This is a genomic window from Stutzerimonas azotifigens DSM 17556, from assembly GCF_000425625.1.
Lineage (GTDB): Bacteria > Pseudomonadota > Gammaproteobacteria > Pseudomonadales > Pseudomonadaceae > Stutzerimonas > Stutzerimonas azotifigens.
This window is the reverse complement of record NZ_AUDU01000062.1, coordinates 36,762-57,062: the sequence shown is the minus strand read 5'-3', so window position 1 is coordinate 57,062 and position 20,301 is coordinate 36,762. Positions and strand designations below refer to the sequence as shown.

Annotated in this window: 20 protein-coding genes; 11 read left to right on the top strand and 9 right to left on the bottom strand. The window is 68.6% G+C overall.

Annotated features, from left to right (window positions below; all coding sequences use genetic code 11):
* The 7 genes from H610_RS0106725 to H610_RS0106695 all read left to right on the top strand — a co-directional run.
* Positions 1–584, top strand: a 584-nt coding sequence (locus tag H610_RS0106725; protein ID WP_028238975.1) for an NAD-dependent epimerase/dehydratase family protein, incomplete at its 5' end; no start/stop codon positions are given.
* A gap of 3 nt (positions 585–587) precedes the next feature.
* Complete coding sequence (locus tag H610_RS0106720; protein ID WP_028238974.1) at positions 588–1,049, top strand: GDP-mannose mannosyl hydrolase; 462 nt, start codon at positions 588–590, stop codon at positions 1,047–1,049.
* A gap of 40 nt (positions 1,050–1,089) precedes the next feature.
* Positions 1,090–2,376, top strand: coding sequence for a hypothetical protein (locus H610_RS0106715; RefSeq protein WP_028238973.1), 1,287 nt, complete (start codon positions 1,090–1,092; stop codon positions 2,374–2,376).
* Positions 2,348–3,112, top strand: coding sequence for a glycosyltransferase (locus H610_RS0106710; RefSeq protein WP_028238972.1), 765 nt, complete (start codon positions 2,348–2,350; stop codon positions 3,110–3,112). Before H610_RS0106715 ends, H610_RS0106710 begins: the two co-directional genes overlap by 29 nt.
* Positions 3,113–3,315: 203 nt before the next feature.
* Positions 3,316–4,173: a WecB/TagA/CpsF family glycosyltransferase gene (locus H610_RS23365; protein WP_084166385.1), complete on the top strand. Its 858-nt coding sequence runs from the start codon at positions 3,316–3,318 to the stop codon at positions 4,171–4,173.
* A 51-nt stretch (positions 4,174–4,224) separates the two neighbouring features.
* Entirely contained in the window at positions 4,225–5,484 is a 1,260-nt protein-coding gene (locus H610_RS0106700; protein ID WP_028238971.1) for an oligosaccharide flippase family protein, read from the top strand.
* 155 nt (positions 5,485–5,639) lie between these two features.
* Positions 5,640–6,188, top strand: coding sequence for a disulfide bond formation protein B (locus H610_RS0106695; protein ID WP_236614275.1), 549 nt, complete (start codon positions 5,640–5,642; stop codon positions 6,186–6,188).
* 106 nt (positions 6,189–6,294) lie between these two features.
* On the opposite strand, the gene H610_RS0106690 is transcribed toward H610_RS0106695, so the two are convergent.
* Both H610_RS0106690 and H610_RS0106685 read right to left on the bottom strand, forming a co-directional pair.
* Entirely contained in the window at positions 6,295–7,707 is a 1,413-nt protein-coding gene (locus H610_RS0106690) for a DegQ family serine endoprotease (RefSeq protein ID WP_028238969.1), read from the bottom strand.
* Between the two features lie 251 nt (positions 7,708–7,958).
* Entirely contained in the window at positions 7,959–8,252 is a 294-nt protein-coding gene (locus tag H610_RS0106685; RefSeq protein ID WP_028238968.1) for a GNAT family N-acetyltransferase, read from the bottom strand.
* A gap of 172 nt (positions 8,253–8,424) precedes the next feature.
* Between H610_RS0106685 and H610_RS0106680 the strand changes: the two genes are divergently transcribed.
* Together H610_RS0106680 and H610_RS0106675 are read left to right on the top strand one after the other, a co-directional pair.
* On the top strand, positions 8,425–10,788 hold the full coding sequence (locus tag H610_RS0106680; protein ID WP_028238967.1) for a DNA polymerase II: 2,364 nt from the start codon (positions 8,425–8,427) through the stop codon (positions 10,786–10,788).
* Between the two features lie 332 nt (positions 10,789–11,120).
* A complete protein-coding gene (locus tag H610_RS0106675; protein ID WP_028238966.1) occupies positions 11,121–11,708 on the top strand; it encodes a LysE family translocator in 588 nt (195 codons plus the stop codon).
* Here the strand turns inward: H610_RS0106675 and H610_RS0106670 are convergent.
* Positions 11,690–12,520 carry an AraC family transcriptional regulator gene (locus H610_RS0106670; protein WP_028238965.1) on the bottom strand — a complete coding sequence of 277 codons (831 nt, stop codon included), beginning with the start codon at positions 12,518–12,520 and terminating at the stop codon, positions 11,690–11,692. The two genes, H610_RS0106675 and H610_RS0106670, sit on opposite strands and share 19 nt — an antisense overlap.
* A gap of 109 nt (positions 12,521–12,629) precedes the next feature.
* On the opposite strand from H610_RS0106670, the gene H610_RS0106665 reads away from it, so the two are divergent.
* The gene (locus H610_RS0106665) at positions 12,630–12,938 is read left to right on the top strand and encodes a hypothetical protein (protein ID WP_028238964.1); all 309 of its coding nucleotides are present in this window, start codon (positions 12,630–12,632) and stop codon (positions 12,936–12,938) included.
* 19 nt (positions 12,939–12,957) lie between these two features.
* On the opposite strand, the gene H610_RS0106660 is transcribed toward H610_RS0106665, so the two are convergent.
* The 4 genes from H610_RS0106660 to H610_RS0106645 all read right to left on the bottom strand — a co-directional run bounded on the left by H610_RS0106660 (position 12,958) and on the right by H610_RS0106645 (position 17,084).
* The gene (locus H610_RS0106660; protein WP_028238963.1) at positions 12,958–13,599 is read right to left on the bottom strand and encodes an acetoacetate decarboxylase family protein; all 642 of its coding nucleotides are present in this window, start codon (positions 13,597–13,599) and stop codon (positions 12,958–12,960) included.
* 73 nt (positions 13,600–13,672) lie between these two features.
* Positions 13,673–14,569 (bottom strand): alpha/beta hydrolase, encoded by an 897-nt coding sequence (locus H610_RS0106655; protein ID WP_028238962.1) that lies wholly within the window; start codon positions 14,567–14,569, stop codon positions 13,673–13,675.
* A complete protein-coding gene (locus tag H610_RS0106650) occupies positions 14,566–14,871 on the bottom strand; it encodes a DUF2218 domain-containing protein (protein ID WP_028238961.1) in 306 nt (101 codons plus the stop codon). The genes H610_RS0106655 and H610_RS0106650 overlap by 4 nt, the downstream gene beginning before the upstream one ends.
* 53 nt (positions 14,872–14,924) lie before the next feature.
* Positions 14,925–17,084 carry a TonB-dependent siderophore receptor gene (locus H610_RS0106645; protein ID WP_043237833.1) on the bottom strand — a complete coding sequence of 720 codons (2,160 nt, stop codon included), beginning with the start codon at positions 17,082–17,084 and terminating at the stop codon, positions 14,925–14,927.
* Between the two features lie 180 nt (positions 17,085–17,264).
* Between H610_RS0106645 and H610_RS0106640 the strand changes: the two genes are divergently transcribed.
* Positions 17,265–18,239 carry a helix-turn-helix transcriptional regulator gene (locus tag H610_RS0106640; RefSeq protein ID WP_028238959.1) on the top strand — a complete coding sequence of 325 codons (975 nt, stop codon included), beginning with the start codon at positions 17,265–17,267 and terminating at the stop codon, positions 18,237–18,239.
* Between the two features lie 732 nt (positions 18,240–18,971).
* On the opposite strand, the gene H610_RS0106635 is transcribed toward H610_RS0106640, so the two are convergent.
* Positions 18,972–19,787, bottom strand: a complete 816-nt coding sequence (locus H610_RS0106635; RefSeq protein ID WP_028238958.1) for an NYN domain-containing protein — start codon at positions 19,785–19,787, stop codon at positions 18,972–18,974.
* 61 nt (positions 19,788–19,848) lie between these two features.
* Positions 19,849–20,247, bottom strand: coding sequence for a DoxX family protein (locus H610_RS0106630; RefSeq protein WP_028238957.1), 399 nt, complete (start codon positions 20,245–20,247; stop codon positions 19,849–19,851).
* Positions 20,248–20,301: the final 54 nt, after the last annotated feature.

Here is a 20,301-nt window from a genome sequence, read left to right as displayed (position 1 = left end):
TGCTGGAGCCGACCAACGAGCCCTACGCGATCGCCAAGATCGCCGGCATCAAGCTCTGCGAGAGCTACAACCGCCAGTACGGGCGTGACTACCGCAGCGTGATGCCGACCAACCTGTACGGCCCGAACGACAACTTCCATCCCGAGAACAGCCACGTCATCCCGGCGCTGCTGCGGCGCTTCCACGAGGCGGCGCTCAACGGCGACGAAGAGGTGGTGATCTGGGGCAGCGGCACGCCGAAGCGCGAGTTCCTGCACGTCGACGACATGGCCGCCGCCAGCGTCCACGTCATGGAACTGAACGCGCAGATCTACCAGGCCCACACCCTGCCGATGCTCTCGCACATCAACGTCGGCAGCGGGGTGGACTGCAGCATCCGCGAGCTGGCCGAAACCATCGCGCGGGTCACCGAGTTCCGCGGCTTGCTGACGTTCGACGCCAGCAAGCCCGACGGCACGCCGCGCAAGCTGATGGACGTCTCGCGCCTGAAGGCGCTCGGCTGGCGCGCCAGCATCGGCCTGGAGGACGGGCTGCGTGATGCCTACCGCTGGTTCGTCGAGCATCGCGACGAGGCACGGGGGTGAACCATGCTGCTTGACGCCGACCGTTTCCGCACGGTCGTGGCGGCGACGCCGTTGGTGTCGATCGACCTGATCGTGCGCCGCGCCGACGGCGCGATCCTGCTCGGCGAACGGCTCAACCGGCCGGCGCAGGGCTACTGGTTCGTGCCGGGCGGACGCATCCGCAAGAACGAATCGCTGGACCTGGCCTTCGCCCGCCTCAGCGAGGGCGAACTGGGGCGTGTGTTCAGTCGCGACCGGGCCCGCCTGCTGGGCGTCTACGAGCATTTCTACCGCGACAGCGTGTTCGGCGAGCAGCCGGACACCCACTACGTGGTGCTCGGCTACCTGATCGAACTGGGCGGGGGCGAGGACCTCGAGCCGCCGCACGAGCAGCATGGCCGCTATCGCTGGAGCACGCCGCAGCAGATGCGCGCCGACGAGCAGGTGCATCCGCACTCGCTCGCCTACCTGGAGGCGCTGGCATGAACGGAGCGGTACCGGACAAGGACCTCGGGAGGGCAGGGGCATGCTGAGCAGGATCACGCTCTACCGTTGCGCGCTGCTGGCGCTGGTCGTGATGAACTCGGGGTTCATCGTGCTCTCCGACGACAAGCGCGCCGGGGTGCCCTTCGTCCGCGAGCTGTACACGGCCATCATCATGGGCGCGACCCTGTGGCTGTTCATCGCCTGGAAGCGCGTCTACGAGACCCGCGGCCTGCTGCTGATCCTGTTCATGGCGCTGGCGCTGCCGCTGCTCTCGGCGCTGTTCGCCAAGCTCAACTTCGGCCAGCCGATCACCTACGGTCTGCTGGAGGAGCGGCGCTTCTTCCTTTACCTGGTGTTCTTCCCCACGCTCTACCTGCTGCACAAGGCGCAGGTGGGCGAGCACGACCTGGCGCGCTACGTGCTCTATGCCGGTCTGCTCTGCGCGGTGGTAGGCTTCCTCTATTACTTCGGCGTCATTCCACCGAACGCCGAGATCGAGTTCCAGGTCGACGACTTCATCGGCGTCGACGAACTGCGGCCGGACCGTTTCCGTATCGGCGAGGCCTATACCTCGGTCTGCGCCTTCATGCTGATGTACAGCATCCGCCAGCGCTTCTCGCTGGCCAAGATCGGCCTGCTGCTGTTCTTCGCCGCCTACCTCTGGCTGGTGATCCAGACCCGCCAGACCATGCTGGTCTGGGCCATCGCCGCGCTGTGGATCTTCCGCACCCGGATCGACTCGGTGCTGACCATGGCCTTCCTCGGCTGCACGCTGTTCGCCGTGTCCTACCTGCTGCTGCCGAACTTCTACACCGACCAGCTCGAGCGGCTGAGCATGCTGCTCAACGACGCGCAGATGGCCGACAATCCGCGCGACGAAACCATCGAGACCATCGTCCAGGCGATCCGCCACAACGACTTCCTCGGCATGGGGGCACTGTCGCTGCAGTGGAACGGCGGCTTTGCCAGCGTCTACAACCGGCACTTCTACCTGTCCGACGTCGGCATGTTCGGCGTGTATTACCGCTACGGACTGCTGACCGCGTTCGTCCTGCTGTTCTTCTACGTCGGCTTCTTCCGCCTGCTGAACCACTGCCCGGCCAAGGGGCCGCTGCTGCAGGCCATGCGGCTGACGTTTGTAACAATTTGTTTGAACTTTGTCTTGTCCAACGGGCTCACTTTCATGGGCGACGTACTGGGCATGGCGGCGGCGTTCTCGGTGTACCTGGCGCGTCAGCACAGGCTAGGGTACGACACCGCGCAAAGCGATTCTTTGGGAACTCTGGGACGGGTGCACTATGACAGGCTTCAGTATCGTCACTATTAACTGGAACAACCTCGAGGGGCTGAAGACCACCTACGAGAGCGTTGTCGCCCAGACCTACCGGAACTTCCGCTGGATCGTGGTCGACGGTGCCTCCAGTGACGGCAGCCAGGAGTGGCTGGCGGGGCTCGACGAGCCGCGTGCGGAGATCGCCAGCGAGCGCGACAAGGGCATCTACGACGCCATGAACAAGGGCCTGCGCAAGGCCGTGGAGACCCCCGGCTACACGCTGTTCCTCAACAGCGGCGACGCCTTCGCCGACCCCCAGGTGCTGGAGAGGATCGTCGCGGCGATCGAGGCCGCGGCGGTGCCGCCCAGGTTCATCTACGGCGACTTCTACCGCAAGGCCGCCAACGGCTCGCTCACCCGCATCGCCGCCAAGCCGATCGAGCGCCTGCCGCTGGGCCTGCCGGCCAGCCACCAGACCATGTACTTCGAGAACGAGCGCCTGCGCGAGATGCATTTCCGCGAGAACTACAGGCTCTCGGCCGACTACTGCATGCTGATCGAGTTTCTCACCGGGATGGATCGCAGCACCGCTGTCCTGCAGCTGCCCTTCCCGCTGTGCGTCTTCGACACTACCGGCATCTCGCACAAGCGCCGTTTCGAGGCGCTGAAGGAGGACATGCAGATCCGCATGCGTTTCCTGCAGCTGCCGTGGGTCAACGCGGTCACGCTGTACTGCCTGCATTACGTACACACGCACACGAAGCAACTGAAGGCGGCTCTCGGCAAGTAGCCGCCGGACCACCCACGGACATGAATACGGAGCGGCGGTAGCCCCGAGCCTTAACAATAGGGACACGAAAGCTTGCTAGCGTCCGCTCGTGCGGCACCTGCGAGCTGAAAACGTAGAAGCATTTTTTCTGCCTAGGCCCTGTTAACGCTCGCTCGAAGTTGGAGTGCGGGAACCCGTATGCCCAATCAGACCAGGACGTAGCAATGAAGAAGAAGTCTAGAGGTGTTGATCCGCTTGTCGAAAAGATGAAGTTGCTCGAACGCGACGAAGTGGAGGCCTTGCTTCACGAACTCGCGCAGGTGGAACGGCCCACCATCCTGGGGTTTCTCAATCAGCACGGCTACAACATTGCCCAGCGGCAGCCGCAGACCTATCGCCATTTCGCCCAGCTCGACTACCTGCTGCGCGACGGCATCGGCATGAAGATGGCGTGCCGGATGAATGGCATCGCGCCGCGGGCGAACCTCAACGGTTCGGACTTCATCCCGCGGCTGACCGGCTGGCTGCTGGAGAACGACCGCGAGCGCTACCAGTTCTTCGCCATGGGCACCCGCGATCCCTGGCTGAGCGTCGGCGCGCGGGCGCTGTTCAAGGGGCAGGACTGCCACCGGATCGACGGCTTCCAGGAGATCGACGACTACGTGCGCTTCGTGAAGGAGCACCAGATCCCCGGCAAGACCGCCGTGGTGGTGCTGGCCATGGGCATGCCAAAGCAGGAAGAGGTGGCCATCCGCCTGCGCCAGACGCTGGAGACGCCGGCCCTGCTGATCTGCGGCGGCGCCATCCTCGATTTCGCCGCCGGGCGCTTCCCGCGGGCGCCGCGGCTGATGCAGAAGGCCGGGCTGGAGTGGGCGTTCCGCCTGCTGATGGAGCCGCGCCGGCTGTTCGCCCGCTACGTCATGGGCATCCCGATTTTCTTCTTCTATGCCTCGACCAACGCGCTGGGCATGCATCCGAACGCCAGCCGCGGGACCTATGTCCACGAGCCGCTTCCGGCCTTGGCCAGCCGCCCGCCGGCCGAGCCGCTGGAAGAGGAAGCCGAGACGGTGCCCCAACCCTGACGGCGACGGCGGCCGCGCGTCGCCGTCGCTCGCTGCGAAAGATTACGCTCGATGAACAAGCTCAATCGTGAACTCGGGAAGATGGCGGTCGTCGCCGTGCCCATGGTGCTGCAGCCGCTGCTCAACTTCGGCTTCCTGATCCTGGTGGCCCGGCTGGCGCCGCTCGCCGACTACGGCGCGCTGGCCCTGGCCATGGTGATGCTGACCATGGTGGTGGGCTTCTCCGACCTCGGCCTGCGCGACTTCCTGCTCGGCAAGACCGGCATCGACCGCGGGCTGTCCAGCGGCGAGAACCTGTTCCTGCCGGCCTGCCTCGGCTACCTGCTGCTGTGCGGCGCGCTGCTGGCCTACCTCGGGTTCGTCGCCGGCACGCCGCAGGCGCTCTGGCTGTTCGTCGCGCTGCTGCCCGAGGCGTTCGCCCTGGGCGTGCTGAACCGCTGCCTGTTCTTCCACTACCAGAAGCGCAACGAACTGGTGCGCTTCTCCTCGCGCGACGCCTTCTACAAGTCCTCGCCCTTCGCGGTGAAGATCGCGCTGTTCTGGGCGACCGGGGACCTGCTGCTGTCGGTGGCGCTCGGCTCGCTGGTGGCGATGCTGGCCTACGCCTTCTGGTTCTACCGCGAGTGCATTCGCGTACCCGGCTTCTTCGCCCGCGACCGCGGGCTGTTCGCCGGCCTCGGCCGGGTGTTCGCCGCCTGGCGGCTGTGGCTGCCGTTCACCGTGTCGTTCCTGTCGTTCTTCCTCTATTTCGGCGCCGATCGCGTGCTGATCGAGGCGCTGCTCGGCGCCGAGCCGCTGGCGCTGTACGCCGCCGCCTACTCCTTCATCGCCGTGGGGCAGATCGCGGTGACCGCCTTCTGGTCGCTGTACATGCCGAAGATCTCCCGCGGCGAGGACGTGTTCGGCCAGCGCCGCTTCCTGGCCCTGGCCGCCGGACTGTCGCTGGTGATGTTCGTCGCCTACCAGGTGTTCGCCTTCAACTTCTTCACCTGGTTCTACCCCGAGGGCTATGCCGGCGCGGTGACCATCCTCGCGGTGCTCAGCGGCTTCTTCATCTTCCGCCTGGTCAACGTGGTGTTCGAGATGTACTGGGTGGCGCAGGAGCGCTACGCGGCGTTCGTGAAGATGCGCGTGGCCTGCGGTCTGTTCGCGGTGGTCATGAACCTGCTGTTCCTGCCGCTGTACGGGCTGCTGGCGGCGGCGGTGGTGATCGTCGCCGCCGAGGCGCTGCTCAGCCTGTTCATCCTCGCCGGCGAGCGCCGCTGGCGTTCGGCCCGGGCGGTCGGCCAGCCCCAGTTCGGCAACGGCTGACCGCGCGCCCTCCCGGCGAGGAGGGTGCCGGGGTGGACGGTCCGCCTTTGCGCGAATCCTCAAAAACCGCTGATGTCATACGCTACTCGGGCTCAGACCGTTGCAAAGCGCACGCGACCGTGCAAGCTTGCCGGCCTGAGGACCGGAGACATGACATGGGGCGACACGAAAGGATGCTGCAGCTGAATCGACAGACAGGCACGGGGCAACGCCCGCTGCTCGTTCTACTGGGCGTGATCTGCGTGGGCCTGGTCGCGGGCGCGGTGTACATCCAGGAAGCGTTCGGGCAGTACCCCTGCCCACTGTGCATCGTGCAGCGTTACCTGTTCCTGCTGATCGGGCTGCTGGCGTTCCTCGCCGCGGCCTTCGACAGCCGCGGCGGCAACCGCCTGGCGGCCTGGCTGATCGTGCTGGTCGGGCTGGTCGGCATCGGCGTCGCCGGCCGGCTGGTCTACGTGCAGGCCAATCCGTCGATCAGCTGCGGCATCGACGTGATGCAGATGTGGACCGATGCGATCCCGCTGGCGCAGTGGGCGCCGAAGCTGTTCCAGGCCACCGGCATGTGCGGCGACGCCTACGAGCCGATCGCCGGGCTGTCGCTGGCGTACTGGGGGCTGCTGGCCTTCGTCGCCATCACCCTCGGCGTGCTGATCGGCCTGCGGCGTTTCTCGCGGCCGCGCTATGGCCGGCGAATGTTCAGCTGAAGGCGCAGGCCCCGCGCTGACGATTGCTTCGCTGCCCGGCAATCCGCCTGCAAGAACACAGAGGCCCGCATGATGCGGGCCTCTGCTTTTGCTGCGCTCGGGATGTTCAGTCCGCGAGCCGGAGGGTGATGTAGCTGGCGCGGCCGTCGCGCAGCACGCGCATCGACACCGAGCGGTTCTTCGGCAGGTTGTCGGCGACCTGGCGGAAGGTGCGCACCGAGTCGATGGCGCGGTTGTTCAGGTGGGTGATGACGTCGCCGGGGCGCAGGCCGATGGCCGCCGCCGGGCCGCCGCGCACTTCGCTGATCACCACGCCGCCCTGCACGTCGAGCGCCTTGCGCTGGGCATCGCTCAGTTCGGCCACCGCCACGCCGAGGCGGGTGCTGCTCTGGCCGCCACCGGCGCCGCCGGCGTCGGCCACCGCCTGGCCGTCTTCCGGCAGGGCGCCGATGTCGACGTTCAGGGTCTGGCGATTGCCGTCGCGGACGATCTCCATCTTCGCCTGGCTGCCCGGCTTCATCGCGCCGACCAGGTGCGGCAGGTCGCCGGACATGTTGATGGTCTCACCGTTGACGCTGAGGATCACGTCGCCGACGCGCAGGCCGCCCTTGGCCGCCGGGCTGCCGTCCATCACCTGCGCCACCAGGGCGCCGGCCGGGCGGTCGAGACCGAAGGATTCGGCCAGGTCGCGGTTGACTTCCTGGATCACCACGCCGAGCCAGCCGCGGCTGACCTTGCCGGTTTCGCGCAGCTGATCGGCCACGTCCATCGCCACGTCGATCGGGATGGCGAACGACAGGCCCATGAAGCCGCCCGAGCGGGTGAAGATCTGCGAGTTGATGCCCACCACCTCGCCGTCGAGGTTGAACAGCGGGCCGCCGGAGTTGCCCGGGTTGATCGCCACGTCGGTCTGGATGAAGGGCACGTAGCTCTCGTTCGGCAGGCTGCGCCCGGTGGCGCTGACGATGCCGGCGGTCACCGTGTGGTCGAAGCCGAACGGCGAGCCGATCGCCACCACCCATTCGCCGGCGTCGAGCTCCTTGGACTTGCCGAGCTTGACGGTCGGCAGGTCGTCGCCCTCGACCTTCAGCAGGGCCACGTCGGTGCGCGGGTCGGCGCCGACCAGCTTGGCTTCCAGCTCGCTGCGGTCGGGCAGGCGCACCATGATCTCGTCGGCGTCGGCGACCACGTGGTTGTTGGTCAGGATGTAGCCGTCCTTGGAAATGATGAAGCCCGAGCCCAGCGACTGCGCCTCGCGCTGCGGACGCGGGCGGTTCGGCATGTTCGGGAAGCCGCGCTCGAAGAACTCGCGAAAGCCCGGCGGCAGGCCCTCCAGGTCCGGCATCTGGGCGCTCGGGCCGCGCGCCGGCACGCTCTGCCGGGTACTGATGTTGACCACGGCGGGCGAAGCTTCCTTCACCAGCGGCGTGAAGTCGGGCAGCTGGGCGTGGGCGACGAGCGCCTGGCCGAGCAGCGCGACGCCAGCGGCGAAGGCCAGAAGGGGTTTGCGAACTTGCATGTCAGGTCTCTCCCCAGGTGAATCGGTCGTGTTGGAAATCTAACGCGCCGGCTTGCGTTTCGCGAAGCACGACGCGGCACGGGCCCGCCACCGGGCGGCGGGTCGCTGCCCGCCAGGTGGGTTGCCGAGCGGTGTCACGGGCCACGGTCGCAGCCTGTATACGACATTACGGCGGATAACGTCAGTTGCGGGTGAAGCGGATGTAAAGGAAAAGTAAGCGCCGGGGCGCCATGCCGCACTGCGGATGGCCGTCACGGCGGGTCGACCAGGTCGTCCCAGTCGTCGTGGCGCTGCAGGTAATCGGCGATGAAGGCGCAGCGGGCGACGATGCGCCTGCCGCGCCGGCGCACGTCCTCCAGGGCGCCGCGCGCCAGCGCGCTGCCGAGGCCCTGGCCGGACAGGCTCGGATCGACCTCGGTGTGGGTGAAGACCACCTGCTCGCCGTGCTCGAGGTAGCGCGCCTCGCCGCACGGCTGGCCGGAGACCAGCAGCAGGTAGCGCTCGGCGGCCGGTTCGTGTCTGACGCTCACCGGGGTGTCGGGCATGGGGCTTTCCTCCGGGCAGGTTCGCGTAGCATGCAGGATTACGAGTCGGCGGCGCCGCCCGGGTTCACCGGCTTCGTCCGGCGGAGGGCGCATGGACGGCGGTCGCCGCAGGCAGCCGGCGCGGCCCGGCGCCGGTAGAATCGCGGCTCGGCGGTTTGGAAAGGCAATCACGGTGGATCTACGGCAGGGTTTCGTCCTCACCCGGCACTGGCGCGACATGCCCGAGGGCATCGAGGTCGCCTTCTGGCTCGCCACCGACGATGGCCCGCAATACCTGAGCCTGCCGCCGCAACCGGCGGTGGCCTTCGTGCCGGCCGAGCAGCGCACGCGCGCCGAGGCGGTGCTCGCCCGCGAGCGCGGCGCCGAGCTGCGCCCGCTGGCGCTTGCCGATTTCCGCCATCGCCCGGTGCTCGGCCTGTACTGCCCGCAGTACCGCCAGCTGCTGAACCTGGAAAAGCCCCTGCGCGCCGCCGGCGTCGACCTCTACGAAGTCGACGTGCGTCCGCCCGAGCGCTACCTGATGGAGCGCTTCATCACCGCACCGGTGCTGTTCCGCGGCACGCCCGACGGCCGCGGCGGGCTGCGCGACGGCTACCTCCGGCCGGCGACCGGCTACCGCCCGCGCCTGAAGCTGGCCTCGCTGGACATCGAGACCACCGCCCGCGGCGAGCTCTACTCGATCGCCATCCAGGGCTGCGGGCAGCGCCAGGTGTACATGCTCGGCCCGCCGAACGGCGATTCGGCGGAGGTGGACTTCGCCCTCGACTACTGCGCCACGCGCGGCGAGCTGCTGGAGCGGCTGAACGCCTGGCTGGCCGAACACGACCCCGACGCCATCATCGGCTGGAACCTGGTGCAGTTCGACCTGCGCATCCTGCGTGACCATGCGCAGCGGCTGCAGGTACCGCTGCGCATGGGCCGCGGCGGCGACGAAATGGGCTGGCGCGAGCACGGCAGCCGCAACAACCATTTCTTCGCCGCGGCGGCCGGGCGGCTGATCATCGATGGCATCGAGGCGCTGCGCTCGGCGTTCTGGAGCTTTCCCTCTTTCAGCCTGGAGAACGTCGCCCGGAGCCTGCTCGGCGAGGGCAAGGCGATCGACAACCCCTACCAGCGCATGGACGAGATCAACCGCATGTTCGCCGAGGACAAGCCGGCGCTGGCCCGCTACAACCTCAAGGACTGCGAGCTGGTGACGCGCATCTTCGAGCACACCGGCGTGCTCGACTTCCTGCTCGAGCGCGCCACCGTCACCGGGCTGGCCGCCGACCGCAGCGGCGGTTCGGTGGCCGCCTTCGAGCACCTCTACCTGCCGGCGATGCACCGCCAGGGCTTCGTCGCGCCGAACCTCGGCGAGCGCATGCCCGAGGCCAGCCCCGGCGGCTTCGTCATGGACTCGCGCCCGGGCCTCTACGACTCGGTGCTGGTGCTGGACTACAAGAGCCTGTACCCCTCGATCATCCGCACCTTTCTGATCGACCCGGTGGGGCTGGTCGAGGGGTTGCGCGAGCCCGGCGACGAGGCCTCGGTGCCGGGCTTTCGCGGCGCCCGCTTCTCGCGCACCCGGCACTGCCTGCCGGCGATCGTCGAGCGCGTCTGGGAGGGGCGCGAGGCGGCCAAGCGCGAGGGCAACAAGCCGCTCTCGCAAGCGCTGAAGATCATCATGAATGCCTTCTACGGCGTGCTCGGCTCCAGCGGCTGCCGCTTCTTCGACCCGCGCCTGGCCTCGTCCATCACCCTGCGCGGGCACGAGATCATGCGCCGCACCCGCGAGCTGATCGAGGCGCAGGGCCACCGGGTGATCTACGGCGACACCGATTCCACCTTCGTCTGGCTCGGCCACCCTCACGACGACGAGACGGCCGCGCGTATCGGTCGCGAGCTGGTGGCGCACATCAATGCCTGGTGGCGCGGGCAGTTGCAGGCCGAGTTCGGCCTGGCCAGCGCGCTGGAGCTGCAGTTCGAGACGCACTTCCGGCGCTTTCTCATGCCCACCATCCGCGGCGCCGAGGAGGGCAGCAAGAAGCGCTACGCCGGGCTGGTCACGCGCCCGGACGGCAGCGACGGGATGATCTTCAAGGGCCTGGAGACGGTGCGCTCGGACTGGTCGCCGCTGGCCCAGCAGTTCCAGCAGGAGCTCTACCGGCGGGTGTTCACCGGCCAGCCATACCGCGACTACGTGCGCGAGACGGTGCGCGCGACCCGCGCCGGCGAGCTGGACGAGTTACTGGTGATCCGCAAGCGCCTGCGCCGCAAGCTCTCGGACTACGAACGCAACGTGCCGCCGCAGGTCCGCGCCGCGCGCCTGGCCGACGAACACAACGCCCGCCTCGGCCGCCCGCGGCGCTACCAGAGCGGCGGCTGGATCAGCTACCTGATCACCACTGCCGGCCCCGAGCCGCTGGAGGCGCGCCAGGCGGCGATCGACTACGAGCACTACGTGACGCGCCAGCTGCAGCCGGTGGCCGATGGCATCCTGCCCTTCGTCGAGGATGACTTTTCGCGGCTGATCGACGATCAGCTGGGGTTGTTCTGAAATATTTGCAGTCGAGGCCTCATCATGCGCTTTTTCCTTCTCCCTGGCGGAGAAGGTGGCCCGCAGGGCCGGATGGACACCTGTGGGAGGCCCGACCTCGGGGCGAGCTCTTGCTGTCGCCGCGAGGGCACGCCTCCCACAGGAGGAGGAGCCGTGCAGGCGCGTTCGGCGTCGAGGTCAGTGCTTTTCCCTTCTCCCTCCGGGAGAAGGTGGCCCGCAGGGCCGGATGAGGGCGCATGCGCGAGCCCTCTCCATGCAGGTCAATTTCCTTCAATACGCCTTCCATCCCGCCGCCTAGAGTCCCGCCGACATTCGCAAGACGGTGGCAACCGATGAGTCTGACGCTTTCCATGGCCGCGTTCGCGCTGGCTTCTTCCATCTCGCCCGGGCCGGTGAACCTGGTGGCGCTGAGCGCCGGGGCGCATTACGGGGCCCGGGCGGCGATGCGCCACGTCACCGGCGCCACGCTCGGCTTCACCCTGCTGCTGGTGCTGATCGGGCTCGGCCTGCACGAGCTGCTGGCCTTGTGGCCGGGGCTGACCGAAGGCATCCGCCTGGCCGGCGTGGCCTTCCTGCTGTACATGGCCTGGCGCCTGGCGAGCGACCGCGGCGAGCTGGGGAATGGCAAGCCGGCGAGCCGTCCTTCGCTGGCCTGCGGCGCGTTGATGCAGTGGCTCAACCCCAAGGCCTGGCTGGCCTCGGTGGCGGGCATGGGCGCCTATGCCGCCGACGGCGAGATTGGCCGGATCGGCCAGTTCGCCGTGGTGTATTTCGTGGTCTGCTACGCCTCGATCGCCTGCTGGGCCTGGGCCGGCAGTTTTCTGCAAGGCTATCTGCGGGTGCCGGCGCGTCTGCGCCGCTTCAACCGGGTGCTGGCTGCGCTGCTGGCGGCCAGTGCGCTCTACCTGCTGCTGGGCTGAGCCCGGCGGTAATGCCCGGGCGTGGCCGCCAGCAGCTGCTTGAAGGCCCGCTGCAGGTGGGCCTGGTCGGCGAAGCCCGCCTCCAGCGCCGCATCGGCGATGGGCCGGCCCTGGCGCAGTCGCGCCCGCGCGACCTGCACGCGGCGGTTGATCAGGTAGGCGTGCGGGGTCATGCCGTAGCGGGCCTTGAAGGCGCGGACGAGGTAGGCCGGCGACAGCCCGACCTCGCGGCAGATGTCCTCGAGCCGGAGCGGCCGGGCATGCTGCTCGGCGATGTATTCGGCCGCCCTGGCCAGCCGCCGGTTGTCCGGCCTCTCGAACGCCGGGCCCGGTTGCAGGCGTTGGTGCAGTTGCGAGAAGAACTCCACCGCCGCGCCCTGGCGAGCAAGTGGCTCGCGGTCCTCCGAGGTCAGCGTCGCCACCAGCCGTGAAAGGCCCGTGCGCAGTTCGGCATCGTCGCTGCGGATGGCTCGGAATGGCCGGAAGCCCGTGCCTCCGTCCAGTTCCTGCTGCAGCTCGCCCAGCCAGCCGGCGTCCACGTACAGCATGTGGTAGGCCCAGGGGCGGTCGCCGAGCGGATTGCAGGCATGCACGTCGCCGGGATTCATCAGCACCAGGGTGCCGGCGCCGATGTGCTGGCGGCTCGTGCCGTTGAGGTAGCTGCTGCGGCCGCCGGTGACCAGGCCGACGGAGAAGGTTTCGTGCGCATGCCGGGCATGGCAGACCTGGCGCCCGTCGCGCACGCTGCGCAGCTCCAGGTGGGGCAGGGCGTCGTCGCGCCAGAAGCGCGAAACGGGGAGGGAAGCGGTCATGGCCGGAGTCCTGCGGGGCATGCGCGCAGTATAGGGCCAGGCCCCGGCAAAACCCCAGCGCCGGCGGCCTGTCTGAGGGAAATCGGGGCCCGCCTGGAGAGCGCTTCGAATGCACCTGATCCAGATCCTGCTGCCGCTCTACGACAACCACGGCCGGCCGTTTCCGCGGCGCCTGTACCGCGACGTGCGCAACGAGCTGCTGGCCCGCTTCGAGGGGCTGACCGCCTTCACCCAGGCGCCGGCGACCGGGCTGTGGAAGGAAGAGGGCGAGCAGGCGGTGCACGACGAGCTGGTGATCTATGAGGTGATGGCCTGGCAGCTCGATCGCGACTGGTGGCAGCAATACCGCGCCATGCTGGAGAAACGCTTCGCCCAGGACGAGCTGGTGGTGCGCCTGCTGCCGATCGAGCGGCTGTAGCCGCCCGAGGTGCCTGGGTTCAGACGCCGAAGGAGGCTTCCAGATCGCGCAGCCGGACGCTGAAAAGCGGCTGGCGGCCGTGCAGGAAACCCAGCGGCCCGGCCGGCGCGAAGTCCCACAGCGCGCGGCCCTGGACCAGCCGCGCACGGCCGCGGCAGCGCGTGCGCACCGGCCCGGCCTCGTTGCACTGCACCACGAAGCCGCTGGCGCTCGGGCGGCCGGGCACGGCGATGGCGGGCTCGAAGCGCAGCGACGCCAGTGCCTGGCCGTCGAACGCGGCCCGGGCGGCAAACGTTCGCTCGTCCTCCAGGCTCTCGATCTCGAACGCGCCCCGCTGCTTGGGAAGGCACCAGAGTTTCTTGCCGCCCTGCGCGGCGCGCTCGTCGTCGACCCAGATCTGGGTGACCGTGCAGGCCGGCAGCAGCAGGCCGCCGCCGCGCACCGGCACCGCCACGGCCAGCTCGTTGTAGGCCAGCGTGCCGCCCGGCTGGTAGCGGGCCCAGGCGGTGATCAGCAGGGCGGTGTCGCCGAGCCTCAGGTAGTCGAGCCCCTGCGGGACCGGCGGCAGCACCCGCGCCGGCACGCGCCAGGCGGACAGGCAGGCGGAGCCGGTGAGGTGCCAGGGGGCGTTGGGGAAGGTGGCGCTGTCTTGTGGATCCATGGGCTTGGGCTCGCAGGCAGTTGCCCATCTGACCGCGGAAAGCGCCCGGTTGTGCCCGCAGTCCGTCGCGCTGTCAGGGCCGGGCGGCGAAGGTCAGCGCCTCGATGGCGGTCAGCCAGCCGTTGGTGCCGTGGTCCGCCTCCGGATGCACGCGCAGCTCGCTGGCCAGGCCGTGCGCCTGCAGCGGCGCCAGGCTCTGCGCCAGTTCGCGGACATTGCCGACCATCCGGCGCTCGGCCAGGCGGCGCTGGCGCGGGTCATCGGGCGCGACGGTAGCCGGCTCCTCGGCGCCGCCGACGGTGAGCAGCAGCCGGGCCGCAGGCGGGCGTTCGCCGCCTGTGGCGAGAAAGCGGTCGCGCGCGCCGAGGAGATAGCCGCCGCCCCACCAGATCGACGGGCTGGCCGAGACGTAGCCCTGGAAGGCGTCGGGGTGGCGGAACAGCGTGTAGAGGGTGAACAGCCCGCCGTAGGAATGGCCGAACAGCGTCTGCCGCTGGGGATCGACCGGGTAGCGCGCGGCCACCAGCGGCTTGAGCTCGGTCTCGAGGAAGGCCAGGAAGCGTTCGGCGCCGCCGTGGCGCTCGTCCTGCGCCTCCGGCAGCGCCGGGGTGTAGTCGTAGGCGCGGGCGTCCAGGTCGTAGAGGGCGTCGCCCGGGTAGCCGATGCCGACCACCAGCACCGAATCGCGCAGGCCGGCGTCGGGGCGGCTGGCCAGCGCATCGGCCTGCACCGCGAGCCCGGGGAACAGCGCATTGCCGTCGAGCACATAGAGCACCGGATAGCCGCCGGGCGGTGCCTCGCCGCGGGGCTGCGAGAGGAAGATTCGGTAGTCGCGGCCGGTCTGGCGCGAGTGGATGTCGCGCTGCTCGGCCTGCGGCAGGGTCACCGGACGCCAAGCGGGCTCGGCGGCAAGGGCCGCCGCCAGGCAGGCCGGCAGCGTGGCCAGCAGGGCGAGCAGCGCGCGCTTCATGCCGGGGCGCCCGGCAGCGGGCCCTCCTGCCAGTCGACCGTCAGGGCCTCCTCGCCGGAGAAGCGCTGGAGGTGGTCGGCGATCACGAAGCGCAGGCGTTCGGTCGCCTCGCCGGGCTCGGCCTGGCAGTCGATCAGCAGCCGCTCGGGCTCGGCATGCATCCGGCACAGGCCGAAGGGGAAGTCGATGTGCGCCTGGCGCTCATCGGCCTCGACCGCGACCTTGTGGCGGAAGTGCTTGCACAGCCGGGTCATGTTGCGCGAGGCGCGCGGCGTGGAAACCTGGGCGTGGAATTGGGGCATCGGGTGTCTCTCTCGAAGCGGCCGCCGGGTTCCGGGCCCGGCGACGTCTGGGGTCAGAATTCGTAGCGGGCGCCGACCATCAGGTTGCGTGATGGGCCGTAGAAGTTAAAGGTGCCGACGCTGCCGACCCGCGATACGTAATCGCGATCGAACAGGTTGTTCACGTCCAGCGTCGCGGTCAGTTGCTCCGTCACTGGGTAGGACAGCTTGGCATCGACCACCGCGTAGCCGGGTGCACTAATGCGCACGCCGGCGCGTTCCATGTAGAAGTCGCTCATGGCGGTCACTCCGGCACCTATGCCGAGCCCGCGCAGCGGCCCGGCGGGCAGGGTGTACTTGCTCCACAGCGAGGCCTGGTGGCGCGGCATCAGCTGGAACAGGGTGTTCTCGTCCCCGGAGAGGTTCTCGGTCTTCATGTAGGTGTAGCCGGCCAGCACTTCCCAGTTCTGGGTAAGGTAGCCGCTGACCTCCACCTCGCCGCCACGGATGCGCGCCTTACCGGCAGCAGCGTAGTCAGTGGTACCCGGCAGGCCGTCGGCATCGGCGGCGCGGTTCTCGTCGGTCAACTGGAAGGCCGACAGCCGCGCATTCAGGTCGCCCCCAAAGTAGCTGCCCTTGATTCCGACCTCGTACTGCTCGCCCTCGCGCGGATCGATGACACGGCCGTCGGCGCCGGTCTCGGTCTGCGGCTTGAACACCTGCGAGTAGCTGGCATAGAGCGAATGCTGCTCGTCCAGGTCGAACACCAGGCCGCCGTAAGGCGTGACATGGCCGCTTTCCTTGATGTCCTGGCGCGTGACGTTGCCGCTGGTGTAGGTGGTATTGGTGACCTCACCGTCGTACCAACTGGTTCGCGCACCGCCGATCAGCGCCAAGCGCTCGATCGGGCGGAAAGTCAGCTTGGCGTAGAGGCCGGCTTCCTGTTCTTCGGACTCGAACCGGCTGGAGTAGACGAGGGCCGGCTTGCTGGGATCGGTCGGGCGGTAGTCGTGGATGTTGATCGTACCCAGGTTGGCCGTGCCGTTGCGGTAGTCCGTGTCGTAGCGCTTGAAATCGCTGCCGACGACGAATTCGCTGACCTGCCCCAGCAGTTCGAAGGGCTGACTGTAGCTGGCGTCGACGGACAGGGTGTCTTGCTGGAAGTCTCGCCCGGTGGCGACCAGACGGGCGTCGCCGTTGGGGCTGACCGCTCCGCCGGTGTACGCGTACAGGTAGTTGGTGTCGCGCTTGGAGCCGCGTACCGCAACGCGGCCGTAGCCACCGGTATCGAAGCGATGGGTCAGCTCGGCGATGGCGTCGGTGGTGCGGCCATCGAAGTCGTTCCAGTCGGCGCCGAGGAAGGTCGAGTGGCTCCATTCCAGCAGGTTGCCCGCGGCGTCGGTGGGGTAGCCGTTGTGCGGGGCGATGTCCTTGGTCTGGTGGATCAGCCCGAACGACAGTGTGGTGGCGTCGGTCAAGTCCATGTCCAGCGCACCGTAAAAGCTCTCGCCGGTGTTTTCGTTGTAGTCCACCTCGCCATTGGTGTCGGCACGTGACGCAACCATGCGGCCTCGGACCCGCCCAGCTTCGTCCAGAGGGCCGCTAAGATCGGCTTCAAGATAGCTCTGGTCCCAGGTGCCGTAGCGGCCGGTCAGACTGCCTTGGAACTCATCGGTGGGGCGCTTGCGCACCATATTGACGATACCGCCCATCTCGCTGGTGCTGTTGAACAGCCCGGACGGGCCACGCATGATTTCGACCCGGTCGAAAGGCGAAAGCGACGGCACGGTGCCGTGGATGCTGGCCATCGGGCCGGGTAGCCCATCGATGTTGAATTCGTCGTACTCGTAGCCGCGCGCATAGATGGACGAGCGCCCGCTGTCGTTGGTCAGGGTGCGCAACCCGGCGGTGTACTTGGCCAGGTCATCGAGGTTCACGAAGTTGCGATCCTTGATGTAGTTGTCGGTGTACACGGTGATCGACTGCGGGATGTCGCGCAGCGCGGCGGGTGTCTTGGTGCCGACCGTCGCGGCGTCCACGGTGTAGCCGCCGGTCTGCTCCGAAGGCGGCATGTCGTACAGGCGGTTGCCCTCGACGGTGATGGCCTCCAGTTCGAGCGGTTCGTCCTGCGGGGCGACGCTCTGCGCCAGCGCGCTCAGCGGGAAGGGCGCCAGCAGGCCGAGCAGCATGAGGCGGCCGATGCTCAGGGGGCGGGTGCGGTGCGTTCTGTCCATGCGTGAGCTCCTGTGCGGCAGGCTGTGGCGGGCCGGTGCCAGCGGCCTATCAAAATGATAATGATTTGCAACAATTCCGGTCGGCGCGTAGTCTGCCACTGCGGCTGCGGCGAAACCTTTGCCCGAGCGAACAATTGCTTTGCGCCAGCCGCTTCTCGAGTGCGAGACGGGGGAAAGGACATGTGCGAGCCGGATCACGTCATTCACCGCGACGACCTGCCCGAGCTGAGCCCGCCCGGGCTGCGGCTGCTCACGCAAGGCAACTGCTGCGACGACCGGCTGTTTGAGGGCCGGCTGCAATGGCTGCGGCTGCGCGACGGACTGTCGCTGCACTGCTCGGATTGCAACGAATTGCAGGATTTCGTCACCGAGAACGAGGTCGGCCCGCGGATGAGCTTCGCGCTCTTCCTCGAGGGGCGCAGCAGCGTCTGCTATGGCGAGCGCTCATTAAGCCTGGGCGCGGAAGGGCCGCAGCAGATGCCGCAGGGCATGGCGGTGGCGATGACCGAGCCGGTGCTGTTCCGCCGCCAGGCGCGCCGCGGCAGCCATATCCGCAAGCTGGTGGTGAGCCTGACGCCGGACTGGTTCGACGCCGGCGGGCTGGACGACCAACAGGACCGCGGAGTCATCCAGGCTTTCTCCCGCAGCCACCTGCAGCCACGCCGCTGGGCGCCCTCGGCGCGCCTGCTGACCCTGGCCGAACAGCTGCTCCATCCGCCGGGCTACGACCCGCTGCTGCAGCGCCTGTATCTGGAAAGCCGGGCCCTGGACATTGCCGGCGAGGCGCTGGCGGCGCTGGCCGGCACCCAGCCGAGCCCGCAGGGCCTGCGCCCCCACGAGCATCGGCGCATGCAGCGGCTGCTGGCGCTGCTCGACAGCGGTGAGGCGGACGACTGGGCGCTCGACCGCATCGCCCGGGAGGTTGGCAGCAACGCCAACACCCTGCAGCGGCAGTTCCGCGCGCTCAAGGGCATGACGCTGTTCGAGTACCAGCGCCGGCGCAAGCTGCTGCAGGCGCGCGAGGCGCTGGAGCGCGAAGGCGCCAGCGTCGCCGAGGCCGCCTGGCGCGCCGGCTACACCAGCGCCGCCAACTTCGCCACGGCCTTCAAGCGCCAGTTCGGCATCAGCCCGCGGCAGGTGCGGGCGAGGGTCTGAGCTCGCCCGAGGTCGCCCTCCACCGTTGCCCATTCGGTCCAGCCCTCATCCGGCCCTGCGGGCCACCTTCTCCCGGGGGAGAAGGGAAAAGCCTGCACGGCGCGTCCTGTTCCCTGTGGGAGGCGCGCCCTCGCGGCGACAGGGCAGAAGAGCTCGCCCCGAGGTCGGGTCTCCCACAGGAAATCGCCCGGCTCGCAGAAAGGGCCATGCGCACCGGGGCCGGCGGGAAGAGCTTGGCCAGGCTTCCCTCATCCGGCCCTGTGGGCCACCTTCTCCCGGGGGGAGAAAAGCCTGCACGGCGCGTCCTGTTCCCTGTGGGAGGCGCGCCCTCGCGGCGACAGGGCAGAAGCATTCGCCCCGAGGTCGGGCCTCCCACAGGAAATCGCCCGGCTCGCAGAAGGCGCCATGCGCACCGGGGCTGGCGGGAAGAACCTGGCCAGGCTTCCCTCATCCGGCCTGCGGGCCACCTTCTCCCGGGGGGAGAAAAGCCTGCACGGCGCCTCCTGCTCCTGTGGGAGGCGCGCCCTCGCGGCGACAGGGCAGAAGCATTCACCCCGAGGTCGGGTCTCCCACAGGAAATCGCCCGGCTCGCAGAAAGGGCCATGCGCACCGGGGCTGGCGGGAAGAGCTGGCCAGGCTTCCCTCATCCGGCCCTGTGGGCCACCTTCTCCCGGGGGGAGAAGGGAAAAGCGCTGCCCGCCGTGGGAGCGGTCTTGACCACGAAGCCTTTCTCTACCGGGCGCCTCGGCGGTTGCGCACGTAGAGCGACTTGCCACCCGATGCCGTGGCGCCGCGTTCCTCCAGTTCGAACTGGCCGGCGTGGGCGCGGATCAGGTCACTGAGCTTCTTGTAGCCGTACAGGCGGGCATCGAAGTCCGAGCGCAGCTTGCTGATGCTCTGACCGAGCGTGCCCAGCTGGCTCCAGCCGTCCTCGTCGGAGATGTCGTCGATCACCTTGGCGAGGAAGGCGACGGGTGCCTTCTGCGGCCTCACCGGTTTCGCTGGCGAGGCCGCCTCCGGCCTGGCTGGTGCGGTCGGTGCCGGTGTCTCCGCAGGCGCCTGCGCCGCTTCAGCCTCGGCCGGCTCGGCGTCCGCGCGCAGGATCTCGGTGTAGACGAAGCGGTCGCACGCCCGCCTGAAGGGTTCGGGGGTCTTCTGTTCGCCGAAGCCGATCACCTCCAGGCCGGCCTCGCGCAGGCGGCTGGCCAGGCGGGTGAAGTCGCTGTCGCTGGAGACCAGGCAGAAGCCATCGAAGCGCCCCGTGTAGAGCAGGTCCATCGCGTCGATGATCAGCGCGCTGTCGGTCGCGTTCTTGCCGCTGGTGTAGGCGAACTGCTGCATGGGCTGGATCGAATAGTCCAGCAGGACCTTCTTCCAGCCGCCGAGGTTCGGCTTGGTCCAGTCGCCATAGATGCGCTTGACGCTGGCGATGCCGTACTTGGCGATTTCTTCGAAGAGCCCGTCGACGATCGCCGCGGGCGCGTTGTCCGCGTCGATCAGTACCGCGAGGTGCTTCTGTTGCGTGGAAGGGTTGGGCTTTGCGGCCATGGTCGGTCCTTGGGGGAGCGGATGGCCCGGCGCATGCCGGGCGGTCAGACGCGCGCCGGCGTCAGTTGTAACGCCCGGCGGTGCCGCCGACGCTGAGCCGGCCGGCGCCGAGCAGCGCGATGGCGATCGAGGCGAACAGGTACATGCCCTGCAGCTCCAGCGCCCAGCCCCCCATCGGCCCGATCGAGAAAAGCTGCGCCATGTGCGCCAGGGCGAAGGCCACCACCATGTTGCCGGCCATGACCACGGCGGCGATGCGGGTGTACAGGCCGATGATCACCAGCACCGGCGCCACCACCTCGCCGAGGTAGACCCCATAGGCCAGCACCGACGGCAGCCCATGGGCCGTGAGCATGCCAGCCACCCCGTCGACGCCGTTCTGCAGCTTGAAGATGCCGTGCAGCAGAATCAGCACGCCGGTGCCGACCCGCAAAACGAGTTTTCCGATGTCTTCGCTCATCGCTTTCGTCCTGTCATGGGCGCCAGGATGCTGGCGCCTCGTCGCACAAGATAG

Excerpts from the sequence above, each read along its gene's own strand:
- H610_RS0106670 (WP_028238965.1), bottom strand. The coding sequence starts at position 12,520 with ATGACCGCTTCCCTCCCCGTTTCGCGCTTCTGGCGCGACGACGCCCTG.
- H610_RS0106650 (WP_028238961.1), bottom strand. The coding sequence starts at position 14,871 with ATGCCCCAATTCCACGCCCAGGTTTCCACGCCGCGCGCCTCGCGCAAC.
- H610_RS0106630 (WP_028238957.1), bottom strand. The coding sequence starts at position 20,247 with ATGAGCGAAGACATCGGAAAACTCGTTTTGCGGGTCGGCACCGGCGTG.
- H610_RS0106685 (WP_028238968.1), bottom strand. The coding sequence starts at position 8,252 with ATGCCCGACACCCCGGTGAGCGTCAGACACGAACCGGCCGCCGAGCGC.
- H610_RS0106645 (WP_043237833.1), bottom strand. The coding sequence starts at position 17,084 with ATGGACAGAACGCACCGCACCCGCCCCCTGAGCATCGGCCGCCTCATG.
- H610_RS0106640 (WP_028238959.1), top strand. The coding sequence starts at position 17,265 with ATGTGCGAGCCGGATCACGTCATTCACCGCGACGACCTGCCCGAGCTG.
- H610_RS0106660 (WP_028238963.1), bottom strand. The coding sequence starts at position 13,599 with ATGGATCCACAAGACAGCGCCACCTTCCCCAACGCCCCCTGGCACCTC.
- H610_RS0106710 (WP_028238972.1), top strand. The coding sequence starts at position 2,348 with ATGACAGGCTTCAGTATCGTCACTATTAACTGGAACAACCTCGAGGGG.
- H610_RS0106635 (WP_028238958.1), bottom strand. The coding sequence starts at position 19,787 with ATGGCCGCAAAGCCCAACCCTTCCACGCAACAGAAGCACCTCGCGGTA.
- H610_RS0106690 (WP_028238969.1), bottom strand. The coding sequence starts at position 7,707 with ATGCAAGTTCGCAAACCCCTTCTGGCCTTCGCCGCTGGCGTCGCGCTG.
- H610_RS0106675 (WP_028238966.1), top strand. The coding sequence starts at position 11,121 with ATGAGTCTGACGCTTTCCATGGCCGCGTTCGCGCTGGCTTCTTCCATC.
- H610_RS0106700 (WP_028238971.1), top strand. The coding sequence starts at position 4,225 with ATGAACAAGCTCAATCGTGAACTCGGGAAGATGGCGGTCGTCGCCGTG.
- H610_RS0106655 (WP_028238962.1), bottom strand. The coding sequence starts at position 14,569 with ATGAAGCGCGCGCTGCTCGCCCTGCTGGCCACGCTGCCGGCCTGCCTG.
- H610_RS0106720 (WP_028238974.1), top strand. The coding sequence starts at position 588 with ATGCTGCTTGACGCCGACCGTTTCCGCACGGTCGTGGCGGCGACGCCG.
- H610_RS0106715 (WP_028238973.1), top strand. The coding sequence starts at position 1,090 with ATGCTGAGCAGGATCACGCTCTACCGTTGCGCGCTGCTGGCGCTGGTC.
- H610_RS23365 (WP_084166385.1), top strand. The coding sequence starts at position 3,316 with ATGAAGAAGAAGTCTAGAGGTGTTGATCCGCTTGTCGAAAAGATGAAG.
- H610_RS0106695 (WP_236614275.1), top strand. The coding sequence starts at position 5,640 with ATGGGGCGACACGAAAGGATGCTGCAGCTGAATCGACAGACAGGCACG.
- H610_RS0106665 (WP_028238964.1), top strand. The coding sequence starts at position 12,630 with ATGCACCTGATCCAGATCCTGCTGCCGCTCTACGACAACCACGGCCGG.